This window comes from Micromonospora chokoriensis (assembly GCF_900091505.1).
GTDB lineage: Bacteria > Actinomycetota > Actinomycetes > Mycobacteriales > Micromonosporaceae > Micromonospora > Micromonospora chokoriensis.
In genome coordinates this window covers 4,017,514-4,038,643 of record NZ_LT607409.1, presented here as the reverse complement: position 1 = coordinate 4,038,643, position 21,130 = coordinate 4,017,514, and the positions used below count along the sequence as shown (strand labels likewise).

Genomic DNA, 21,130 nt, shown 5'->3' with positions numbered 1-21,130 from the left:
ACAGCTGAGCAGCACGGGCCGAGGAGCCCGGCGGAATGATCCGCCGCCCCGAACCGTTGTGATCTGTCCCGACGCCGGCCCCGTAGGGCCGCCGGGCAGGTGAGCTTTCCCCGCACGGCCGTCCCCCGCGTGTCGTGCGGTATCCCCCGATGAAGCAGAGGAGCACGCCATCATGCGTACCGATCTGATTCGGAAGACCGCCCTGACCGCCGCCGGCCTCGCCTTCACCGGCGGCGCCATCGCCGGACCCGTCACCACCGCCTTCGCCGCCCCGAACACCAGCAAGCCCGCGACGCAGACCCAGACCGACCGCAAGAGCGGTGAGCGGGAGTTGGGTGTGCGCTACGAAGCCCAGCCGAACTTCTACTACTGCGGGCCCGCCGCGACCCGCAACGCCCTGTCCGTGCAGGGTAAGGACATCAACGTGGACGCCATGGCCAAGGAGATGGGCACCACCGAGGCCGGCACGAACTCCATCAACGACATCACCCCGGTGCTGAACAAGGAGACCGGCACGAACGCCTACCGGTCGGTGGAGATCTCCCACCCGGACGCCGACGCCAAGCAGACCGACACCCTGCGCGCCGACATCGTGCGCACCGTCGACGACGGCCGGGCCGTGGTCGCCAACATCGCCGGCACCAGCACCGACACCGACGGGGTGAGCCACTCCTACGAGGGTGGGCACTACATCAGCGTCGTCGGCTACCGCGACAACGGCACCACCGTCACCATCGCCGACTCCGCCGACCCGAACCAGGCCTCCTACCAGGTGAGCGTCGAGCACCTCGCCGACTGGATCGCCACCCGCGGCTACGCCACCAGCTAAGCACCACCAGCACACCAACGACGAAGGGCCGGACCCCACCACGGGGCCCGGCCCTTCGTCGTCGTTTTCCACCAACTGCGCAACGTATTGACAAGTTTCGACATTGCGGTGAGGCTTGTGAGTGCTGAGAGCGCTCTCTCGCATCGGCCGTAACCGGCCGCCACCACAACTGGCCAGGGCTATCCCCGACGTCTTCGGCGGCGGCGTCGGAGCCGACCCTGACCCGTCCTCCCGACAGGAGTCACGAGATGGACAGGGCCGCACCCCTATCCGGCACCCACCGCCGACTGCGCATCGTCACGGCTATCGGCGCCCTGCTGGTGCTACTCGGCACGTACCTGGTGTCCGCCACCGACCAGGCCGACGCCACGCCGAGCAGAGCCGACCGGGCCGACGCCGCCTCGGCCAGAGCCGACCGGGCCGACGCCGCACCCGACCGGGCCGGTGGCGACTTCGGCACCAACGTCATCCGGGTCGCCGAGTTCCCCGCCGACTGCACCTACAGTCACCGACTGCCGGACGATCCGATCATCTTCCCCGGGCTGCCCGGGGCCTCGCACATGCACAGCTTCTTCGGCAGTACGGTGACGAACGCCCGCACCACGCTCCCCGACCTGGTCAACTCCCCCACCACGTGCAACCCGCGGGTGGACGTCTCGTCCTACTGGGTGCCGACGCTGTACCGGGACAATGTGCCGGTGGAGCCGGCGATCGCCACGTTCTACTACCTGGGTGAGGGCGTACGCTCCGACGTCGTCGCGAACACCCAGCCGTTCCCCCTCGGCCTGCGGCTGGTCGCCGGCAACGCGAAGGCCAGCGGGCCGAACGACAGCATCGCCCGTTGGTCGTGCCTGCACGCCGGTCACGTGCCGCCGTCGAAGGACTTCGTGAACTGCCCGTCCGGCACGATGCTGGAGTCGTACCTGGACTTCCCGCAGTGTTGGAACGGCCGGGACCTGGACTCGCCGGACCACAAGAGCCACCTCGCGTACCCGGTCAACCAGGCCTGCCCGAGCACCCACCCGGTGCACGTGCCGAAGTTGCGGCAGGTCCTGCGGTATCCGGTCACCGGCGACCCGTCGCGGTTCCGGCTGGCGTCCGGGCCGGGCTACACGATGCACGGCGACTTCTTCAACGCCTGGCCGGTGGCGGAGATGGCCCGCCGGGTGCAGGACTGCATCCGCCCCGTCATCAAGTGCGGTCACGACGGCCGACCGATCTGAGCGACAGTTGCACACCAGGGCGGCGGACCCGGTCACCCGAGCCCGCCGCCCTGGCGGGAAGGAGGACGGATGCGCCGATCAGCAGCAGCCACAGCGCTCGTCGCCGTCCTGCTCGTCGCCGGCTGCGGTGCCGGGCAGCCACCACGCGACCCGACCAGCACCGCCGCGACCGAACCGCCGGCGGTCGACCTGGCACCGACCCGGCCACCGACGGTCGCGCCGGCACCGAGGGGTACGCCGGGGTCGTTCAGCCCCACCGACATCGCCTGGCTCCAGTTGACGGTGGCGATGGCCGAACGCCTGCTGCCCGTACTCGAACTCGTGCCGGCGCGGACCACGGACCCGGCCTGGCGACGTCTGGTCGCCCAGGTCGAGGCCACCGAGCGCGCCGACCTGGACCGGGCCCGGCGGCTGCTGGCGGTCGCCGGCGGGCCGACGACCAATCCGCACGAGGGTCACGACATGCCGGGCATGGTCACCGCCGAGCAGGTGACCGCGCTACGGGCGGCCACCGGGTCGCCGTTCCACCGGCTGCTCGCCGGGCACCTACGTGCGCACCTCACACAGGCGGCTCGGATCGCCGGCGCGGAACAGCACGCCGGTGCCCATCCGGCGACCACGGCGATGGCCGGGGCGGTGGTCCGGGACGGCAACGCCCACCTCGCACGGCTCGACCGGCTCGACCCCGGCTGACGGTGCGGTCGACACCGCTCGGACCTACCGGTGCGGGGGCCTACCGCAGCGGCGCTTGGACGACTTCCGCCTGAATGCGCTTGCGCTCCTCAAACTGCACCTCGGTCATGATCTCGTTGGTGTTGAGGACCACCGAGCCGGGCGGAATCGACTTGGTCAGGATCGCTCCGGCTGCCACGTACGATCCGCGCCCCACGGTGATGCCACCGACGATGGTGGCGCCGATACCGACGATCACGTCATCCTCGAGGACAGCCGAAGGCTCGTCTCTCGACCAGTCCAGAGGACGGTTGTACTTGTGGGCGATGGAGCCCATCATGGTCACGCGATCGCCCATCCGGACCCGCGTCGGAACGAAGCCGGCGATGCGACAGTCCGACCCGATTTCCACCAGGTCATAGATCTTGACGCCGTACAGCAGCATGGTTCCGGAGCCGATCGTGGTGCGGCTGCCGACGCGTACGTAGTCGTCGATGAAGCAGTCGTTCCCCACGACGACACCTTCGTAGACGGTCACGTGATGGCCGATGACCGTCCTGCTTCCGATCGTCACCCTTTCGAGCTGATCGATCCCCGGGTCGTGGTGCTTGTGGTCGACCGAGAGTCGCCGGTGCGCCGCCCCCAGGAGGCTCCAGCTACCGACGCGGACGTCGTCACTCAACTCGACATTGGGATAGACGACGCTTTCACCGGTCACTGCCCGCCTCGCTCGTCTCGTGCCAACTCGCTGAGAAACTCGACCGTCTCCCGCAGGACGTCGCTCTGGTGGTCGAGGAAGCCGTGACCGGCGTCGGGCAGACTGATCAGACGCACCCCCGGCCGGTCGGCCAACGCCACCTGGGTGTATCTGTACGGCACAAGCTGGTCGGCGGTGCCGTGTGCGGCAAGCACGGGAAGCCGAAGGTTACGCAGATCTTCGGTGACGTCGGTCTGCTCCATCTCCCGCACCAGTTCGAAGCCGAGGAGAAACCCATCCAGCGGCACGTGTTCTCGGGTACCGGCCGTCAACTCCCGCCGCGACGCCTCGTTGATCGCCGTCCGGGCCCACGGCGTACCGGGGTCGACGAAGGTCGACCTGACGTCGATGACCGGGTTCCACAGCACAAGCCCTCGCACGTGATCGGCACTGGACGTGAGGCGTTGCACGGCTGACACGGCGCCGAAGCTGGTGGCGAGCAGGTACTGCGGCAGCGCGTTGCGTTTCCAGGCCAGATCCATGACAGCACTCAGATCCGCCGTCTCACCGGCGATGGTCATCTGTTCGGCCGGCAGGTCACTCCGACCGTGGCCTCGATAGTCGAACCGGAACGTGTTGAAGGAAGCGGCCCGCAGTGCGGCGGACGCACGGACGTAAAGGCCGCTGTATTCGTCCCTGTCGGCCGTCAGACCGTGACAGAGAATGACGTCGCCGACAGCCCCTTCGGCCTCTTCGACGACGAGCGGCACCTCGTGCCCGTCCTTCGCGGCGACGCGCTCCTCAGTCATTGGACTTCCTCTCGTAGCGTCATGCGGTCGTAATCCAGATACGGGAGCAGGAGGTCTCCATCCTCCGTCGTCACCTGGTAATGGGCGTGGCGATACGGAGCTACCCGACCAAGCCAGGTGACAGACCTGATCTCCATGAGCAACGCCCGCTCCGCCCAACGACGGAGCGACTCCGAACGCTCCCGGTGCAGGGCGACGTGCTTGGAGAGCCCGTTGGGGCTGTCGCGGTATCGGCAGAGAAACGCATCGACGTGACCTATGGCCGCTCCCGACACGTGGGACTTGAGCATGAAGTCGGTCAACTCCGCGCACGGCTTCGTCTCGTCGAAACCCTCGATCCGTTTGAAGGCGGAGGCACGGACCGCGAACGGGTGACCGATGAACACCGAGTGGAACAGCGGGTTCGACGGCGCCAGGTGATGGCGCTCGTAGAGCCGGTGGTAGGCGGAGCTGTCGATGTCGCGCAGCACGTGGCGCAACGATCGGTCGTACCGACGCGAGTTGCCGTAGACGATGTCGTACTCCGGTGCCGCGGCGAACCCGGCGGAGACCGTGGCCACACAGTCGGGCTCATAGGCGTCGTCACCGTCGAGGAAGCAGAGCACCTCGCCGGCCGCCGCCTCGGCAGCCATGTTGCGTGCCGCGCCGACGGGTGTGCGGTCCGGAGCCCTGATGATGCTGACGTCGAGACCCGGGCACACCGCGGCGATCACACCGTCCAGTTCTCGACGGCTGTCCTCCCGTACGACGATGACCTCGTACGCCGGGCAGCCCGTCTGTGCCGACAAGCTCGCAAGTGCCGTCTCGACCCAGTCGGTGGCGAGGTGATGGGTGGTGACGATGACGCTAGTGTTCAAGCTGCCCGCCCTCGAGCGCGCCCATGGCTGCGGCGATGTCCCTCCGCAGGAGAGCCGTGCGCCCAGGCGCTGCGGCGGCCGTCCTGCTGGCGGCGTGCAGTAGCGCCCGGGCCGAATCCCGCTCCTCCCGCGACATCGCCAGCCTCGCCAGCCCGAGACGGGTCCAGGCGAGGTCTAGGTGGTGGTCGTCGAGCATGCGGGTCTGCAGCGCCACGGCACTCTCCAGCAGCGGCACCGCGGCTGCGCTGTCCCCGAGCGCCTGCTCGGCGATCGCCAGGCCCGTCCAACTGCGGGCAGTGTGCAGGTGACCATGACCGAGCGACATCTCGCGTGCCCGTACTGCGGACACGAACGCCTCCCTGGAGTCGTGGTATCGACCATCACCGTAGTACGCCCAGGCTACGGAATGGTGTGAGCGGGCGACCTCCGGATGTTGCTCGCCCAGCGCGGCCCGCCGATCGGCGAGCACCGCCGAATGCTCGGCGACAGCCGCGGGGTAGTCCTCAAGGTCAGCACGGGCACCGGCCCGACCCGACCGGGCCCACCACAGGTCGGGATGAGGCGGTGACATCGCGGTGTAGATCGCAGTGCTCTCGTCGAACAGGTCGATTGCCAGTTGCGGGTGCCCGAGATCCCGTAGAGCGCACGCCGCGCCGGTCGTCGCCCAGGCGTACACAGCCGACTCCGGGCCGTCCAGTTGTCGCGAGATCGCCCGCGCCCGCGCGTGTAGCCGGAGAGCCTCGCGCGGTCGACCGTAGTCACTGAGAACAACAGCCTGGTCGTTGAGTGCTGCCGCAGCCTTGCGCCCCAGATCTCGGCCGGACGCGTCGAGGTAGATGTCCGACGCGGCGACGAAGAGCTCGTCGGCTACCGGCAGCTCGCCAATGCTCCAGGCGAACCGCCCGCACGCGTGGGCAGCATCGCCCATCTCCTCGCTGCGCATGCCGAGACGACGTCCGTGCTGACTGGCGGCGAGCATGTGCGAGAAGATCGGTGCCGCCCGCGGCCAGACCGTGACATCCCAGGGTCGCTCCGGGAATCGCCGCACAAGGACGCCGAGCAGTGCGGCCAACAACTGCTGTCCCCGCTCCTCGGGTTGACTTTCGCGGGTGAGGGTCTGGATGAGGTAGTGGACCGAGATGACATCCTCTCCACGGGCCATCGAGATAAGCGAGTATCGGTTGAGGGCAGCGACGGCCTCACTGAAGCGAAGAGCGTCCAGGTTGGTCGCTTCCCGGAGGAGTTGGAGCGGAACCGCGGAGTTGTCCAGGTAGGAGGCGGTCCCGAGGACGGCTGGCGCGTCGCGGGATATCGCGGCAGCACCCTGGATTGCCGCGTCCAATGAGTGGATGACGCTGTAGTGGCTGGCGGAGAGAATCGCCGAGCGCTCCATCAGGTGCCGCGCTGACTGCTGAAGATGCTCCAGATAGTCCCGGTAGGGGATGTGCGTGACGCGGATGTAACTTGCCGCCTGGTCGAGGGCCAACGGCAGGCAGCCGAGCTCGGAGGCGACCATCCTCGCCCCGTCCAGGTCGCGGTTCTTCGTGCGGTCGACGAGGTAGGCCGAGCCCTCCTGTAGTGACGGGACCGCGGCCTCGACCACGCTCTTCTGGTGGTCGTCCCAGACAGGATTGTTCGAGGTGATGATGATGTGTCCGGTGCGGACCCGGCGGGGCATGAGCGAGAGCAGGACGTCGGTGTGCCGGGCGTTGTCGAAGATCAGTAGCCAGCGCCGGCGACCCTCCAGCCAGGTCTTGACGTCGTTGGCCAGCGCGACGGGTGTGCGAGGGTCGTCCGGTTGCACGAGGCGGGCCGCTCCGGCGAGTTGGCCGAACCCGGATACGACGTCCTCGGCGCTGCTGGCGTTGATCCACCATACGATCTGATAGCGCCGCCGGTGTCGGTGGGCGTACTGGACAGCTGCCTGACTCTTGCCGATGCCGGGCATTCCGGTGAGGATGCAGAGCCCGGCACAGCGCCGCACGGTCCGCCGAATCGTCGCCACCTGGCGCTTCTCCGCGATCAGAATGTTGCGGACCGGCAGTGGTATGTAATAGACCTCGACCCGCGCACGACCGAACAGTTGCCCGATACCGCTCACCGCGGCGTCGCTGACCCGGGTGCCGGCCGCTCCGAGCACTGCGGCGCCGAGAGTCAGCAGAACCCAACTCCCCCACTCCGGCCACGACTGCAGGATGCTCTCCATCAGCCTGCCCGGGCCGGTACGAGCACCTCTTCGCCTCCGTCGTCAGCCGGGCAGCTGGGCCCTCCGGATGGTAGGGGTCAAACTAACATCCGGGTGAGCGCAAAGTAAGACCGCGACTGTGCTCCGTGACGACACGACGAGCCGTCGACACGACGGGTCAGGCGGCGTAGCGCGCGGCCAGGTCGACGACACGCTGGGCGGCGGCCACCATCGCCCGGTCCGCGAACCGTCCGTCGGGCAGGACCACCGTCCCCGAGTCCCGCAGCTCCGCGTCCGCCACCGCGGCCAGCAGTTCGGCGGCGCGGGCCACCTCCTGCTCGGCCGGACGGAAGGCCTCGACGATCACCGGGAGCTGGCGCGGGTGGATCGCCGTGCGGCCGAGGAACCCGAGCCGCCGCCCGACCGCGCACGACGCGGACAGACCGTCGAGGTCCACCACGTCGGCGTACACCGCCATGGCCGGTGGGGTCAGGCCGGCCGCGCGGGCCGCGACCACCACCCGGCCGCGCGCCCAGAGCAGCCCGTCGTCGTCACTCACCCCCAGGTCGGAGCGCAGGTCGGCCTCACCGAGGCCGATCGAGGCCACCGCGGGGTGGGCTGCGGCGATAGGGTACGCGGACTCCAGCCCGACCGCCGACTCGATCAACAGGTGCAGGGGTACGTCGATGCGCTCCCCGAGGGCCGTCACCGTCGCGGCCGACTCGACCTTCGGCAGTCGTAGGCCGGTCAACCCGGGCCGGCCGGCCACCGCCGTCAGGTCGGCGTCGACGTCCGGGCCGGTCAGCTCGTTGACCCGGACCTGCACGGGCACGGGGTGCCTGTCGGCGAGGAACTCGGCGACGGCGTCCCGGGCGTACGCCTTGCGCCCGGCGACCACGGCGTCCTCCAGGTCGAGGATGACCGCGTCGGCACCCGAGGCGACCGCCTTGGCGAACCGGTCCGGGCGGTCACCGGGCACGTAGAGCCAGCTCAGCAGCATCAGAGCACGCCCCGTTCGCGCAGCGCCGCCAACTCCTCGTCGGTCAGGCCGAGCGCCCCGAACACCGCGTCGGTGTCCTGACCGTGTCGCCGTCCGGCGTGCCGGATCTCGCCCGGCGTCTCGGTGAGCCGGAACGGCACGTTCTGCATCCGCACCTCGCCCAACTCCTCGTCCGGCACGGTGCGTACGGTGCCGAGCGCCGCGTACTGCGGGTCGGCGAGGATGTCCCGTACGTCGTAGACGGGCGCGACGGCCGCCTGCGCCTCCTCGAACGCGGCCACCACCTCGTCGCGGTCCCGTTGGGCGACCCAGGCGCCCACCGCGGAGTCCAACTCGTCGGCGTGCGCGGCCCGGCCGCTGCCGGTGGCGAACCACGGCTCGTCGACGAGCTCGGGTCGGCCCACCAGCCGCAGCACCCGCTCGGCGATGCTCTGCGCGCTGGTGGAGACCGCCACCCAACGGCCGTCCGCGCACCGGTAGGTGTTGCGTGGGGCGTTGTTGTTGGAGCGGTTCCCCAGCCGGGGCTGGACGTAGCCGATCTGGTCGTACCAGGTGATCTGCGGCCCGAGCATCGCCATGATCGGCTCGATGATGGCGAGGTCCACGACCTGCCCGGTGCCGGTGACGTCCCGGGCCCGCAGGGCCAGCATCACGGCGTACGCGGCGGCGAGCGCGGTGACCGAGTCGGCCAGCCCGAACGGTGGCAGGGTGGGCGGGCCGTCCGGTTCGCCGGTGGCCGCCGCGAAACCGCTCATCGCCTCGGCGAGCGTGCCGAACCCGGGCCGGCGAGCGTACGGGCCGACCTGCCCGAAGCCGCTGATCCGGGTGATCACCAGCCGGGGGTTGACGGCGTGCAGCTCGGCCGGGCCGAGCCCCCACCGCTCCAGGGTGCCGGGGCGGAAATTCTCCACCAGCACATCGGCGTCGGCGAGCAGCCGGCGCAGCAACGCGGCGCCGTCCGGGTCGGACAGGTTGAGGGTCACGGTGCGCTTGTTGCGGCCGAGGACCTTCCACCAGAGCCCCACGCCGTCGCGGGCCGGGCCGTGTCCCCGCGACGGGTCCGGCTTGACCGGATGCTCCACCTTGATCACGTCGGCGCCGAAGTCACCGAGGAACGCCGCCGCGAGTGGGCCGGCGAACAGGGTGGCCAGGTCGACGACCTTGACACCGTCCAGCGGTGCGGTCACCGGATCACCTCCGTCGTCTCGGGAAGGTCGGCCGCGCAGCGGAAACCGACCTGGTCGGAGCGGGTGAGACCGGCGCCGGTGAGCAGCAGCTTCACCGAGACGTCCGCCGGTTGCGGGCCGCCGTCGAGGTACCAGTCGGAGCCCTCCGCCCGGTAGGCGGCACCACCCTTGAGGATGGCGAAACGGGTTCGGCCGTCGGAGTGCTCGCTGTCGGTCAGGTTCCACACCAGCGGTTCGCGCCGGACGAGCAGCCCCGCCTCGGCGGCGACCTGCCACTCGTCCTCGGTGGGCAGTCGCAGTCCGGCCCACTCGGCGTACGCGCGCGCGTCGGACAACTCCACACCGGTCACCGGCTCGTCGGCCGGTCCGCTGCCCGCCGTGAACCGTTCGGGGCGCACCGGGCGGTAGCCGCTGGCGCGCAGGAACTCGGCGTACTCGGCGTGGGTGACCTCGCGCACGGCGATGGCGAACCGGCCGAGTTTCACGCTGCGTCGCATGGTGCCGGGGTGGTGCAGTCGGGGCGGCAGCGGCTTCCACTCGTCGACGTAGGGCGCCTCGCCGTACAGCCCGGTCTCCCGCACCCGGTGCCGGACGACGAGGTCCCGTCGGCCGCCCTCGACGGCGACCATGCCCGACGGCACCTCCAACCGGGGCGCCCACGGGGTGCGCACGCGTACCGCCTCACGGGCCGGGAAGGCCGGGTCGCCGGTCGGCGGCTCGTGCTGGTAGGCGGCGGCGACACCGGGCGCGACGGCCGCGATCGCCCCGGCCGGGAGTGGGCCGCCCACCGCGAGCCGACCGTCGGCGGTCTCGGTGACGGTCAGCTCGACACCGGTGACCAGGTCGACGAAGTGTCGCCCGGCGCTCGGGTCGACGACCAGCCACGGGCCGTCGTGGTCCGCGCCCCGGTTCACCACCGTCCACAGGGGTTGGTCGTCGTGCGTCCAGCGGGACGCGTACACCTGGCAGTGGCCGGGGTGGTCGGCGAGCGGCACCCAGTCCTCGGCGCGCAACCACGCGGCGTGGCTGCTCTGCACCCGGCGCATCGCCCGCAGCACCGCCCGGTCCCGCTCGTTCCAGCCGACCCAGACGCCGAAGACGCTCTCCCAGACCAGCACGCCGACGCCGTTGAGCCAGGCGGAGTGCAGCTCGTCGAGGTGGTCGCGGTGCCAGCGCCGGGTGTGGTGCAGCACGTGCCGCCGCTCGAACCACTTGGCCCGCAGCACACCGGGCACCTCGGAGTCGGCGAACCACTGCGCCCAGGACATCGCGTGGTCGGCGATGCGGGCCAACGGCACCCGGCTCTCGCCCTCCAGGATCATGCCGGGGCGGACCGCGTCCAGCGCGGCGCGCAGCTCCCCGGCGCCCTCCTTGAGGGTGTCCAGGAAGACCCCGTCGACGCCGAGCTTGCCGGCCAGCGCGGCGACCTCCTCGGCGTCGGTGCCCGCCTCGCGCCGGGTGCCGGTGTCCCACGGGTTGTAGTCGACGAAGACCCGCACCCCGCGTTCCTGGAACGCGCGCACCACGTCGGCCAGCTCCGGCACGTCCCGGTACCAGTCGAACTGGTTACGGTCGTCCAGGCCGATCACCGGGTACGCGTGCCACAGCACCACCCCGTCGAAGCCCCCGAAGTCCCGGCCGGCCGCGTCGAGGAACCCGTCGACGGTGAAGACACCGCGCTCGTGGTCGTAGAGCGTCTCGTCCCAGAGCCAGGCCAGGCAGACGCTGAAACAGTCGCCGGTGATCTCGTCGTAGTGCTCGCCGACGTAGCCGATCCGCTCCCGGGCGTCGGCCCGCCACCGGGTGATCTGCTCCCGCCAGGCCGACCAGTCCGCCGGGTCGCCCGGCGCGGCGAAGATCTTCGCCTCGTCGAGCGTGCTCAGGTCGGCGTGCCCGCCCAACGGCACCTCGGTGGGCCGGTCGATCGGGCGCGGGACGTACGGGTTGAAGCTCACTGGGCACCTCGGTAGGTCGCGTCGTAGAGGGCGTCGATGGCCGGCCGGTCGGGCAGGGCGGTGGACGCCCCGGGCCGCTGGGCGCAGGCCGCGCCGGCGGCACAGGCCCAGCGCAGGCTCGCCGTGACGGTGTCCTCGCTGACGGCGCCGCCGCGCTCGGCCCAGCCCACGGCGAGCGCGCCGGTGAACGCGTCACCCGAGGCGGTGGTGTCGACCGCGTCGATCTGCGGCGCCGGGACCGCGACACGCAGGCCGCGCCGGTCGGCGTACGCGGCGCCGCGCGCGCCGAGGGTGAGCACCACCCGGGGCACCAGCTCCAGCAGCGCGTCGAGCAGCACCGGCGGGTCGTCGGAGGAGATCCCGGCCACGACGGCGGCCTCGTGTTCGTTGACCACCAGCACGTCGACCAGGTCGAGCAGTGCGGTGGGCAGCGTCGCGGCGGGGGCGGCGTTCAGCACCACAGTGGTGCCGTCGGCCCGGGCCCAGTCGGCCGCCTGGGTCACCGCGGTCAGCGGCACCTCCAGTTGGAGCAGCAGCACGTCCGCTGCCGCAATCGTGGCCCGGTCGTCGGCGTCCAACTCGGTCAACGTGCCGTTGGCCCCGGGCGCGACCACGATGAAGTTCTCCGCCTCCCGGTCGACGCCGATCAACGCCACACCGGAGGGGCCGGCGACGGTCCGCAGACCCCGCACGTCCACGCCCGCCCCGGCGAGACTCGTCCGCAGCTGCGAACCGAACTCGTCGTCGCCGACCGCGCCAACGAAGTCGCAGGCCGCGCCGGCCCGTGCGGCGGCGACCGCCTGGTTGGCGCCCTTGCCGCCGGGCACGGTCCGGAAGTTCCCGCCGAGCACCGTCTCGCCGGGGCGGGGCAGCCGCGATGTCGTGACCACCAGGTCCAGGTTGCTGCTGCCCACCACCGCCACGCGTGCGCTCATGCCGCGCTCCCTTCCGTCGCACCCTGTTCCGCCAGGGCGAGGGTCCGCCGGGCCAACTCGTCGAAACCGATCCCGTCGAAGCCGCCGATGCTGCTGGCCAGCCGGTTGCGCAGCGGCACCACCCAGCGCTCCGGCAGCCCGGACGCACCGGTGAGCGCGCCGGTCACCGCGCCGACTGTCGCGCCGGTGGAGTCGGTGTCCCAGCCGCCGCTGACCACCGCGGTGATGGACCGCTCCAGCTCCCCCCGGCCGTACGCCAGGGCGGCGGCCACCAGCGCCGCGTTGTTACGCACGTGCACCCAGTGCAGGTGGCCGTGCCGGGCGTACAACTCGTCGACGACCGCCTCCCAGTCGTCGGTCCCCGCGCCGAGGGCGCGGGCCTCGCGGACCGTGGCCGCGAACCGGCTGCCCGGCGGCAGCACCGCCTCGGCGGCGTCCAGCACCTCGTCGATCGTGGCCGCGACCGGCGCGGCGGCGGAGAGGGCCGCCGCCCAGATCGCCCCGTGCACCCCGCCCCGGACGTGACTGACGGCGGCGTCGCGCAACGCCAGCTCGGCGGCGCGGTCCGGCCGGCCGGGGTTGACCCAGCCGTACACGTCGGTGCGGATCTGCGCGCCGATCCACTCCCGGAACGGGTTGTGCCGGCGGGCGCTGCGCGGCGGCGCGTACCCGAGGAGCAGGTTGCGGTACGCGACCCGCTCGGCGGTGAAGACCCGTCCACCGGGGAGCCAGTCCAGCCACGCCTGCGCCACGTCGGCGCTGGTGAAACTCCGCCCCCGCGTCTCCAGCACCCGCAGGGCCAGCAGCGGGTAGTTCAGGTCGTCGTCCTCGGGCATCCCGTCGATGTTCTCGGCGAGGCTGGTCGGCGCGCTGCGCCGGTTCCAGGGCCAGCGGGCGGCGACGTCGGCCGGGAGTCCCTTCGCGGTGAACCAGTCGCGCAGCGGCCACCTGTCGGTCGCGACCAGGATCTCCCGGATGCCCTCGCGGGGGATCTTCTCCACCGGCTTGCCGAGCAGGCAGCCGGCCGCGCGGCCCAGCCACCCGCCGTGCAGTCGGTCGTACGCCACCTCGGTCGGCAGCGACCAGCCGGCCGGCCAGCCGGCTTGCAGCGTGGCCAGGTCGTCCGGCTCGTCGGCGGCGTCGACGGTGGGCAGCGCGTCGGCGGCGTCCAGCAGCTCCACCGCGAGCGCCCGCAGGTCCGGCGCCGCCGGGGTCGGCGACGCCCCGCTGACCGGCGGGGTGAGGTCCCCGCCGGCCGCCGTCCAGCGCGCGGCGAGCGCGGCGACGTCGCGTCCCTCGTCCCGGCTGGCCGCCAACTCGTGCGGCAGCAGGTCCTCCGGCTGCACCCAGGTGATCCTCACCGGGTCGACTCCTGCGCCAGCGCGGCGAAGCGGTCGGCCCGCCGGGCGAACCGGGCCTGGTCGCGCTCGAAGACCTCGCCGGCCACCGCCGCGAGGACCCGGGCGGGCTCCACCAGGTCGGTCTTCGACGCGGTGGCGACCACCTCGGACCACTCCGCCGGCACCGCGTCCGCGCCGCCCAGCGCCCCGGCGATGGCGGCGGCCATGGTGGCTGTCGAGTCGGCGTCCCGGCCGTAGTTGACCGACCCGAGCACCGCCGCCCGGAAGTCACCGTCGGCCACCACGAGCATGCCGAGGGCCACCGGCAGCTCCTCGATGGCGTGCAGACGGCTGGGCCGCCGCGCGCCCAGCCCGGGACTGCGGTACTCCTCCCCCACCGTGTCGTAGGGGGCGACCGCGGCCCGCAGCGCCGGAATGGCCTGCTTCCAGTCGCTGTGGCCGCGGGCCTCCTTGACCACCGCGTCGATGGCCGCGCGGGTGCCGTCGCGGGCCAGGTCCAGGGCTGCGGCGACGACGTCCTCGACGCCCGCGCCGGGGGTCGCCGCCGCCGCGACCGAAGCCGCGAAGACGGCGGCGGCCTCCCGCCCGTAGCTGTGCTGGTGCGCACCGGCGATCTCCACCGCCTCGGCGTACGCCCCGGCCGGGTCGCCCGCGTTGACGATGCCGACCGGCGCCATGTACATGGCCGCGCCACAGTTCACGATGTTGCCGACCCCGGCCTCCCGCGGATCGGCGTGGGCGTGGTGCAGACGGGTGACCAGCCACCGCTCGGCAGCGGCGAGCCGGTGGAAGGTCACCCCGTCGCGCTCCAGGTCGGGGATGTACACCACCCGCTCGATCAGGTCGGGAACCAACAGCTCCACCACGTCGTACGCGTCGAGGTGGTCCCGTTTGGCCGCGTACGCGCGGACCAGGGCGTGGGTCATCAACGTGTCGTCGGTGAGGTGCCCGTCGCCCTTGTGGTACGGCGCGAGCGGTCGCGCGGTGGCCCAGTCGGCGTGGTACGGGGGCACGATGCCCTCGACCCAGCCGCCGAAGCGCGCGCGGATCTGCTCCGGCAGCGCCGTCTCGGTGGCCCCACCCAGGGCGTCTCCGACAGCGGCGCCGACCAGGCAACCGACCGATGTGTCGAGCAAGAGTGACATGTCGTTACCTCGAAACCTGCTTGCCACCGTCGACCAACTGCGTACCGAGCTGATCGATGGTGATCTTGTTGGCGAAGTACTGCTGAAGAGCCGGGGTGGCGTACTTGGTCTTCCACTCCGGATAGCCGTCGGCCTGCTGGAACGGGGCGACGGTCAGATCCTTGGCGCTGGCCGCCGCGACGTCCCAGCCCTGCTTGCCGGCGGTCAGCTTGACTAGTTCCTCGTTGGCCTGCTTGCCGGTCGGCACCAGCCAGTCACCCTTGGCCAGCGCGGCCATGTTGGTCGGGTTCAGGAAGTACTCGAGGAACTGCGCGGCCTGCTTCTTGTGCTTGCTGTCCGCCGCGACCGACAGCGTCTGCGGGTTGGCGGCCTGCTTGGCGGAGAGTCCCTTGAGCGGCGGCAGCGTGACCCACTCGAAGCCGGCCGGCGCCTGCTCGACCATCTGCTGACGCAGCGACACCGAGCCGGGCAGCATCGCGTACTTGCCGCCGAAGAAACCGGGCAGGGTGTCCGCGCCGCTCATGCCGAGCGCCTCCGGGGAGGCCGACTTGGCGGTGTAGAGCATGTCGTGGATCCGCTTCGGGATCTCCTTCTCGCCGTCACCGACCTTGACCTCGGCACGCCGGCCGTCACCGTAGAAGAATGTGCCGTCGTAGTTGAGCGCCAGGTTGAGCACCCGGTTGGTCGGCGACTTCAGCGCCCAGGCCGCGCCGTACTGGCCGGGCTTGGTGAGCTTCTGCGCGTTGGTCTGGAACTCGTCCCAGGTCCATCCGCTGTCGGCCGGCGGCACCGCGACACCGGCGGCGTCGAGCAGCTTCTTGTTGGCGATGACGACCTGCGACTCCAGCAGGAACGGCACGCCGGTGATCTTGCCGTCGACGGTGGCGGTGTCCCAGATGCCCTTGTCGATCTGGCCCTTCAGGTCGTCGGAGACCAGGTCGGACAGGTCGGACAGGTAGCCCTGCTTGCTGAACTCACCGATCGAGGACGCCTCGTAGTGCACGATGTCCGGCGCATCGCCCCCCTCGAACGACGTGAGGAGCTGGTCGTGCACGGAGTTCCAGTCACCCTGGACGTACTCGACCTGGATGTCCGGGTGTTCGGCGTTCCACTTCGCGACGAGGTCCTTGTTGACCTGGAGCGACTCCTTCTGCCAGGCGAGGCTGAGGAAGCGCAGCTTGACCGGGCCGGACGCGGCCTCGTCGCCGCCGTCACCGCACGCGCTGAGCGCGCCGAGGCCGACGACCGCGACCGCGGCGGCCGCGGCGAGCCGACGGAATCGGGTACGGAGCATGGGGGTTACCTCCTTGGTGGTGGTTGGGGGGACGCCTCAGCCCTTGACCGCGCCCGCGAGCGACCCGGACGAGAGCCGGCGCTGCATGAACGCGAAGAAGATCAGGCTGGGCAGTGTGGCGAGCAGTGAACCGGCGGCCAGTGGCCCCAGTCGGGCGGTGCCCTCGATGCCGACGAACCGGGCCAACGCCACCGGCAGGGTGGCCAGCTCCGGGGTCTTGATCAGCACCAACGCGAAGAAGAACTCGTTCCAGGCCGAGATGAAGGAGAACAACGCGGTCGCGACCAGGCCCGGGGCGAGCAGCGGGAAGACCACCCGCCGCAGGACCTGCACCCGGCTCGCCCCGTCGACCGAGGCGGCCTCCTCCAGTTCACGCGGAATGTTGCGGACGAAGCCCTGCAACATCCACAGCGCGAACGGCAGCGCCCAGACCACGTAGATCAGCACCAGGCCGGCGTGCGTGTTGGCCAGGCCGACCTGCCGCAGCACCAGGAAGATCGGGATGATCAGCAGCACGAACGGGAAGAGCTGGGACAGCAGCACCCAGCCCAGGGCGGCGGTGCCGAGCTTGGAGCGGAACCGGGCCAGCGCGTACGACGCCGGCATGGCGACCAGCACGGTCAGCACCGCCGAGGCGAGCGAGACCTGGAGGCTGTTGAGCGCCGCACGGCCCAACTCCTGCTCGGTGAAGGCCTGGACGAAGTTCTGCAGTGTCGGGTTGTCCGGGATCAACGTCGGGTGCAGGCGGACCAGCTCACGTGGCGGCTTGAACGCCGTGGAGAGCAGCCATACCAGCGGGAACCCGAGGAAGATCAGGTAGCCGGCGAGGGCCAGGTACTGCAACGTCCGGCTGGTGCGGCTCGGTTTTCCGAACATGTCAGTTCGCCTCCCTGAGCCGACGACGGAGATAGACGGCGAGCAGCGCGATGATGATCACGACCATGACGTTGCCGAGCGCGGCGGCGTAGCCGTAGTTGCCGTAGCGGAACGCCTCCTCGTACGCGAAGAGCATCGGCAGCATCGTCTTGCCGCCCGGCCCGCCGGCGGTCAGCACGTAGACCAGACCGAACGAGTTGAAGTTCCAGATGAAGTCCAGCGAGGTGATGGCCACGATCACCGGCGCCAGGGCGGGCAGCGTGACGTGCCGGAACCGGTGCCAGGTGCTGGCTCCGTCCACCGCCGCCGCCTCGTGCAGCTCACGACCCACGCCCTGCAGACCGGCGAGCAGGACGACGGTGGTCTGCGGCATGCCCGCCCAGACCCCGACGATGATCACCGCAGGGAGGGCGGTGCTGAAGTCGCCGAGCCAGTTGGTGCGCAGCCCGTCCGCGCCGACGCGGTGGAAGAACTCGTTGATCAGCCCGGCATCGGGGTGGTAGACGAGCTTCCAGAGGATGCCGACCACGACCGGAGGCATCGCCCACGGCACCACGGCCAGCACCCGCGCCACACCGCGGAACCGCAGCTGCTGGTTGAGCAGCAGGGCCAGCCCGAGGGCGAGCAGGAACTGCAGGACCGTCACCCCGACCGCCCAGAGCAGGCCGATCTTGAACGAGTTCCAGAACAGTTCGTCGCCCAGGAGTTCCCGGTAGTTGGCCAGGCCGGTGAAACTGACCTCGACGTTGCGCCCGGCGCGGGCGTCGGTGAAGCCCAGGTAGATGCCGCGCAGCAGCGGAAACACCGACAGCACCAGGATCGGCAGCAGCGACGGCAGGAGAAGGAGGTAGATGGTGGTGCGGTCGGACCGGAACCGGTTCGGCCGGCGGGCCGGTTCGGCCCGCTCGGCGTCCGGCCGTTCGGTCAGGGTGGTCATGCGGTCACCCCTTCGCTAAACGGGTGGGTGGTCGGTGGGGAGCCCGGTTCGGCGGACCGGGGTGCCGGCAGCGTCGCCGCGCTGGACGCGCGGACGGTGAGGCTCGGCGGCACCTGCTCACGGCGCGGCGGCAGGGTCGCGTCGGCGATGCGTTGCAGGAGGAGTTCGGCGGCACGGCGACCTCGCTCGGCCGAACCGAGCGAGACGCTGGAGAGCTGGGGGAACATCATCCGGGCCAGTTCGGTGTCGTCCATGCCGACCACCGCGACGTCCTGCGGCACCCGACGACCGGCGGCCAGCAGGGCGTGCAGCGCACCGACCGCGATCAGGTCGTTGGCACACACCAGCGCGTCCGGGTGGGTGCGGGCGAGAAGCCGCTCGGTGGCCGACCGGCCGGCCACGTACTGGAAGTCGCCGACCTCGACCAAGTCCTCGTCGAGCGCGATGCCGTGTCGGGCCACCGCGGCCCGGAATCCGGCGTCGCGCGCGGCGCCCGGGACGGTGTCGAGCGGACCGTTGACGAAACCGATGCGACGCAGGCCGGTGGCGACGAGATGGTCCACGGCCAGGGCCACACCCTGCCGTGAGTCGGTACGCACGTTGTCCACGGCGGCGTCCGCGCCGAGCTGTCCGACGACCACCACCGGCACCGGGCTGTCCACCAGCGCGGTCAGGTGGTCGTCGGTGACCCGGATCGGCGAGACGATCATCCCGTCCACGTAGCGGTTGGCCAGCCGCCGCAGCAGGGCGGTCTCGTTGTCGATCCGCCCGCCGGTGGCGTGCACCAGCAACTGCCGCCCGGAGGACGCGACCACGGCCTCGATGGCGCGCATCATCTCCACGTACACCGGGTTGCCGATGTCCTCGACGGCGAGCGCGATCAGGCCGGTGCGCTGGGACTGCAACGAGCGGGCGATCGCGTTGGGCACGTAGCCCACCTCGGCCGCCGCCTCGCGGACCTTGCGGATCGTCTCGGGGCTGCCGCCGACGCCGTTGAGCACCCGCGAGGCGGACGCGATGGACACGCCGGCGCGGGCGGCAACGGTGTGCACCGTGGGCCGGCCGTCAGCCGGTTCCTGTAAACGTTTACGACCCACGTCCGGCACCTCCACCCGATTGCTGTAAACGTTTCCGGGGAGTCTGCTCCGCACATGGCGGAGAGGTCAACCCCCCGTTACGAAAACGTTTCCAACCCTCCCGACCAGCAAACCTGCCCCAACCCCGCCCCCGCCCCCTCAGCGCCCGGTGATCAAGAGGTTTGCGTCACGCCACGCCGGGCGGGGTGACGCAAACCTCTTGATCACCGAGGCGGACGGGAGGTGGGCCGAGGCGGACGGGCGTGGGCCGGGGTGGGCGGGGGTGGGGTCAGGGGTAGCTCTCGGCCGGGCCAGCGGGCGCGGAGGCGTCGGTCGTGGCTCGCCACGACGACCGCGCCCGGGCCGGTGTTCAGGGCCTCCTCCAACTCGTCACAGAGCGTCGGCGAGAGATGGTTGGTGGGCTCGTCCAGCAGAAGCAGGTCCGGCGGGTCGGCCACGAGCACGGCGAGGGCGAGCCGGCGACGCTGGCCCACCGACAGGTCGGCGACCGGCCGATCGAGGTCCGCCGACGCGAGCAGCCCGAGTGACGACAGCGGCACCACCTCGACCCGTTCCGCTCCGACGGCGGCGGCGTAGACGCTCCGGGCCGTCCGTTGTGGGTCGTCGAAGACGGTGTCCTGGGTGAGCAGCCCGACGCGCAGGCCCGGCCGTCGGTGAACGGTGCCGCTGCCGTGCAGCCGGCCGGCGAGGACGGCGAGCAGAGTCGACTTTCCCGCACCGTTCGGACCGCTGACCACCAGTCTGTCGTCGGCCGTCACGACGAGGTGGTCCACCCGCAGCCGACCGGGGACCTCCACCATCCGTACCGTGACGATCGGCTCGTCGCCGACACCGGCGGCGGACGCGGAGCCGGGCACGGCCGCGGCTGCCGGCGGACGGAAGCGCAACGGCTCCGGTGGCGCGGCGACCTGGCGCCGCTGCAACACCTCCAGGCGACGGGAGGCGTCCCGGACCCGGCGGGAGATCTGGTTCTGCACCCGGCCGGCGGTGTGCCCGTACCCCATCTTCTCGCTGTCGCGGGGTGCCCGCCCGTGGGCGACGTGGCGCCCGGTCACGGCGGTGGCCTCGCGCAGTTCGGCGAGCTGCGCCTGTTCCTCGTCGTAGCGTCGACGCCAGCGCTGCGCCTCGGCCCGCTTGGCGGTCAGGTAGGCGGTGTAGCCGCCGCCGTGCCGGACCGGCCCGTCGACCGCCGGGTCGAGGTCGACGACGTCGGTGCAGACCGCGTCCAGGAACGCGCGGTCGTGACTGGCCAGGACGACCACCCCGGGCATGGCCCGGAGCTGGTCCTCGCAGAACGCGGCCGCCGCGTCGTCGAGGTGGTTGGTGGGCTCGTCGAGCAGCAGCGCGCCCGGCCGGCGGATCAGCATCGCCGCGAGGGCGAGGCGGCCACGTTGCCCACCGGAGAGCGCGGCGAGCGTCCGGCCGTGGGGTATCGCGCCGAGGCCGAGGCCGTCGAGCACGCTCCGGGCACGCCGGTCGGCGTCCCAGGCGTCGCGGTCCTGCGCCCGTTGCAGAACCTCGCCGTACGCGGCCAGCAGCCGGTCGTGGTCCTCGGCGCCCTCCGCGACGGCGGCGAGGGCGGTGCCGATCCGGTCCAGCTCGGCGAGGTCGGCGCGGGCTTCGCGCAGTGCGTCGTCGAGGACCGTGGCGATGGTCGCGGACGGGGTGAAGGGCATCTCCTGGTGCAGGAAACCGACATCCGGCGGGCGGGTGACGGTGCCGGCGTCGGGGTCGTCGACGCCGGCGAGGATCCGCAGCAGGGTCGTCTTGCCGGTGCCGTTCTCACCGATCAGGCCGATCCGGCGGCCGGGCGCGGCGGTCAGGGAGACACCGTCGAGCACTCGACGGGTGCCGCGGACGCGCACCAGGTCATGGGCGACGAGGGCTGGTCGAACAGACATGGAAACCTCGGAAATGGGGAGATCCGGGCGCACACGGGTGGCCCCCGGCGGGAGCAGGGCATGACGACGGAGGCCGCGGGGACTGCGCGCGATCACGCGCCCGTCGGCGGCCGGTCCGGGTGCTCACCCGGAGATGTCGTCGTCACCTGCCACGCCTGCTCCGATCTCCG

The 21,130-nt window shown here is 71.4% G+C and carries 18 protein-coding genes; 3 read left to right on the top strand and 15 right to left on the bottom strand.

The annotated features are described in order from the left end of the window. Window positions 1-172 precede the first annotated feature (172 nt). The 3 genes from GA0070612_RS18740 to GA0070612_RS18730 all read left to right on the top strand — a co-directional run bounded on the left by GA0070612_RS18740 (window position 173) and on the right by GA0070612_RS18730 (window position 2,745). A complete protein-coding gene (locus GA0070612_RS18740) occupies window positions 173-829 on the top strand; it encodes a C39 family peptidase (RefSeq protein WP_088989086.1) in 657 nt (218 codons plus the stop codon). Between the two features lie 248 nt (window positions 830-1,077). Continuing rightward, entirely contained in the window at window positions 1,078-2,052 is a 975-nt protein-coding gene (locus tag GA0070612_RS18735; protein WP_088989085.1) for a DUF1996 domain-containing protein, read from the top strand. Window positions 2,053-2,121: 69 nt separating this feature from the next. After that, window positions 2,122-2,745, top strand: coding sequence for a DUF305 domain-containing protein (locus GA0070612_RS18730; protein WP_088989084.1), 624 nt, complete (start codon window positions 2,122-2,124; stop codon window positions 2,743-2,745). 40 nt (window positions 2,746-2,785) lie between these two features. On the opposite strand, the gene GA0070612_RS18725 is transcribed toward GA0070612_RS18730, so the two are convergent. The 15 genes from GA0070612_RS18725 to GA0070612_RS18655 form a co-directional block, all read right to left on the bottom strand. After that, entirely contained in the window at window positions 2,786-3,442 is a 657-nt protein-coding gene (locus GA0070612_RS18725; protein ID WP_088989083.1) for a DapH/DapD/GlmU-related protein, read from the bottom strand. Continuing rightward, window positions 3,439-4,230: an alpha/beta fold hydrolase gene (locus GA0070612_RS18720; RefSeq protein ID WP_088989082.1), complete on the bottom strand. Its 792-nt coding sequence runs from the start codon at window positions 4,228-4,230 to the stop codon at window positions 3,439-3,441. Before GA0070612_RS18720 ends, GA0070612_RS18725 begins: the two co-directional genes overlap by 4 nt. Further along, complete coding sequence (locus GA0070612_RS18715) at window positions 4,227-5,087, bottom strand: glycosyltransferase family 2 protein (protein ID WP_157742542.1); 861 nt, start codon at window positions 5,085-5,087, stop codon at window positions 4,227-4,229. Before GA0070612_RS18715 ends, GA0070612_RS18720 begins: the two co-directional genes overlap by 4 nt. Next, the gene (locus GA0070612_RS18710; RefSeq protein WP_088989080.1) at window positions 5,077-7,293 is read right to left on the bottom strand and encodes a tetratricopeptide repeat protein; all 2,217 of its coding nucleotides are present in this window, start codon (window positions 7,291-7,293) and stop codon (window positions 5,077-5,079) included. Before GA0070612_RS18710 ends, GA0070612_RS18715 begins: the two co-directional genes overlap by 11 nt. A gap of 157 nt (window positions 7,294-7,450) precedes the next feature. After that, window positions 7,451-8,272 (bottom strand): HpcH/HpaI aldolase/citrate lyase family protein, encoded by an 822-nt coding sequence (locus GA0070612_RS18705; RefSeq protein ID WP_088989079.1) that lies wholly within the window; start codon window positions 8,270-8,272, stop codon window positions 7,451-7,453. Then, on the bottom strand, window positions 8,272-9,459 hold the full coding sequence (locus tag GA0070612_RS18700; RefSeq protein WP_088989078.1) for a CaiB/BaiF CoA transferase family protein: 1,188 nt from the start codon (window positions 9,457-9,459) through the stop codon (window positions 8,272-8,274). The genes GA0070612_RS18705 and GA0070612_RS18700 overlap by 1 nt, the downstream gene beginning before the upstream one ends. After that, window positions 9,456-11,414, bottom strand: coding sequence for an SUMF1/EgtB/PvdO family nonheme iron enzyme (locus GA0070612_RS32565; RefSeq protein ID WP_088989077.1), 1,959 nt, complete (start codon window positions 11,412-11,414; stop codon window positions 9,456-9,458). Before GA0070612_RS32565 ends, GA0070612_RS18700 begins: the two co-directional genes overlap by 4 nt. After that, window positions 11,411-12,349, bottom strand: coding sequence for a ribokinase (locus tag GA0070612_RS18690; RefSeq protein WP_088989076.1), 939 nt, complete (start codon window positions 12,347-12,349; stop codon window positions 11,411-11,413). Before GA0070612_RS18690 ends, GA0070612_RS32565 begins: the two co-directional genes overlap by 4 nt. After that, window positions 12,346-13,710, bottom strand: coding sequence for an ADP-ribosylglycohydrolase family protein (locus GA0070612_RS18685; RefSeq protein ID WP_088989075.1), 1,365 nt, complete (start codon window positions 13,708-13,710; stop codon window positions 12,346-12,348). Before GA0070612_RS18685 ends, GA0070612_RS18690 begins: the two co-directional genes overlap by 4 nt. Beyond that, window positions 13,707-14,855 (bottom strand): ADP-ribosylglycohydrolase family protein, encoded by a 1,149-nt coding sequence (locus GA0070612_RS18680; RefSeq protein ID WP_088989074.1) that lies wholly within the window; start codon window positions 14,853-14,855, stop codon window positions 13,707-13,709. Before GA0070612_RS18680 ends, GA0070612_RS18685 begins: the two co-directional genes overlap by 4 nt. Window positions 14,856-14,859: 4 nt before the next feature. Then, window positions 14,860-16,149, bottom strand: a complete 1,290-nt coding sequence (locus GA0070612_RS18675; protein WP_088989073.1) for an ABC transporter substrate-binding protein — start codon at window positions 16,147-16,149, stop codon at window positions 14,860-14,862. Window positions 16,150-16,185: 36 nt separating this feature from the next. Further along, a complete protein-coding gene (locus tag GA0070612_RS18670) occupies window positions 16,186-17,025 on the bottom strand; it encodes a carbohydrate ABC transporter permease (RefSeq protein WP_088989072.1) in 840 nt (279 codons plus the stop codon). Window position 17,026: 1 nt separating this feature from the next. Further along, entirely contained in the window at window positions 17,027-17,962 is a 936-nt protein-coding gene (locus GA0070612_RS18665) for a carbohydrate ABC transporter permease (protein WP_088989071.1), read from the bottom strand. Beyond that, complete coding sequence (locus GA0070612_RS18660; protein ID WP_231924250.1) at window positions 17,959-19,059, bottom strand: LacI family DNA-binding transcriptional regulator; 1,101 nt, start codon at window positions 19,057-19,059, stop codon at window positions 17,959-17,961. Before GA0070612_RS18660 ends, GA0070612_RS18665 begins: the two co-directional genes overlap by 4 nt. 203 nt (window positions 19,060-19,262) lie before the next feature. Next, window positions 19,263-20,960 (bottom strand): ABC-F family ATP-binding cassette domain-containing protein, encoded by a 1,698-nt coding sequence (locus GA0070612_RS18655; protein ID WP_088989070.1) that lies wholly within the window; start codon window positions 20,958-20,960, stop codon window positions 19,263-19,265. Window positions 20,961-21,130: the final 170 nt, after the last annotated feature.

Coding starts and splice junctions, on each gene's coding strand:
- GA0070612_RS18675 (WP_088989073.1), bottom strand. CDS start 16,149: ATGCTCCGTACCCGATTCCGTCGGCTCGCCGCGGCCGCCGCGGTCGCG.
- GA0070612_RS18665 (WP_088989071.1), bottom strand. CDS start 17,962: ATGACCACCCTGACCGAACGGCCGGACGCCGAGCGGGCCGAACCGGCC.
- GA0070612_RS18735 (WP_088989085.1), top strand. CDS start 1,078: ATGGACAGGGCCGCACCCCTATCCGGCACCCACCGCCGACTGCGCATC.
- GA0070612_RS18710 (WP_088989080.1), bottom strand. CDS start 7,293: ATGGAGAGCATCCTGCAGTCGTGGCCGGAGTGGGGGAGTTGGGTTCTG.
- GA0070612_RS18670 (WP_088989072.1), bottom strand. CDS start 17,025: ATGTTCGGAAAACCGAGCCGCACCAGCCGGACGTTGCAGTACCTGGCC.
- GA0070612_RS18730 (WP_088989084.1), top strand. CDS start 2,122: ATGCGCCGATCAGCAGCAGCCACAGCGCTCGTCGCCGTCCTGCTCGTC.
- GA0070612_RS18720 (WP_088989082.1), bottom strand. CDS start 4,230: ATGACTGAGGAGCGCGTCGCCGCGAAGGACGGGCACGAGGTGCCGCTC.
- GA0070612_RS18655 (WP_088989070.1), bottom strand. CDS start 20,960: ATGTCTGTTCGACCAGCCCTCGTCGCCCATGACCTGGTGCGCGTCCGC.
- GA0070612_RS18680 (WP_088989074.1), bottom strand. CDS start 14,855: ATGTCACTCTTGCTCGACACATCGGTCGGTTGCCTGGTCGGCGCCGCT.
- GA0070612_RS18740 (WP_088989086.1), top strand. CDS start 173: ATGCGTACCGATCTGATTCGGAAGACCGCCCTGACCGCCGCCGGCCTC.
- GA0070612_RS18690 (WP_088989076.1), bottom strand. CDS start 12,349: ATGAGCGCACGCGTGGCGGTGGTGGGCAGCAGCAACCTGGACCTGGTG.
- GA0070612_RS18705 (WP_088989079.1), bottom strand. CDS start 8,272: ATGCTGCTGAGCTGGCTCTACGTGCCCGGTGACCGCCCGGACCGGTTC.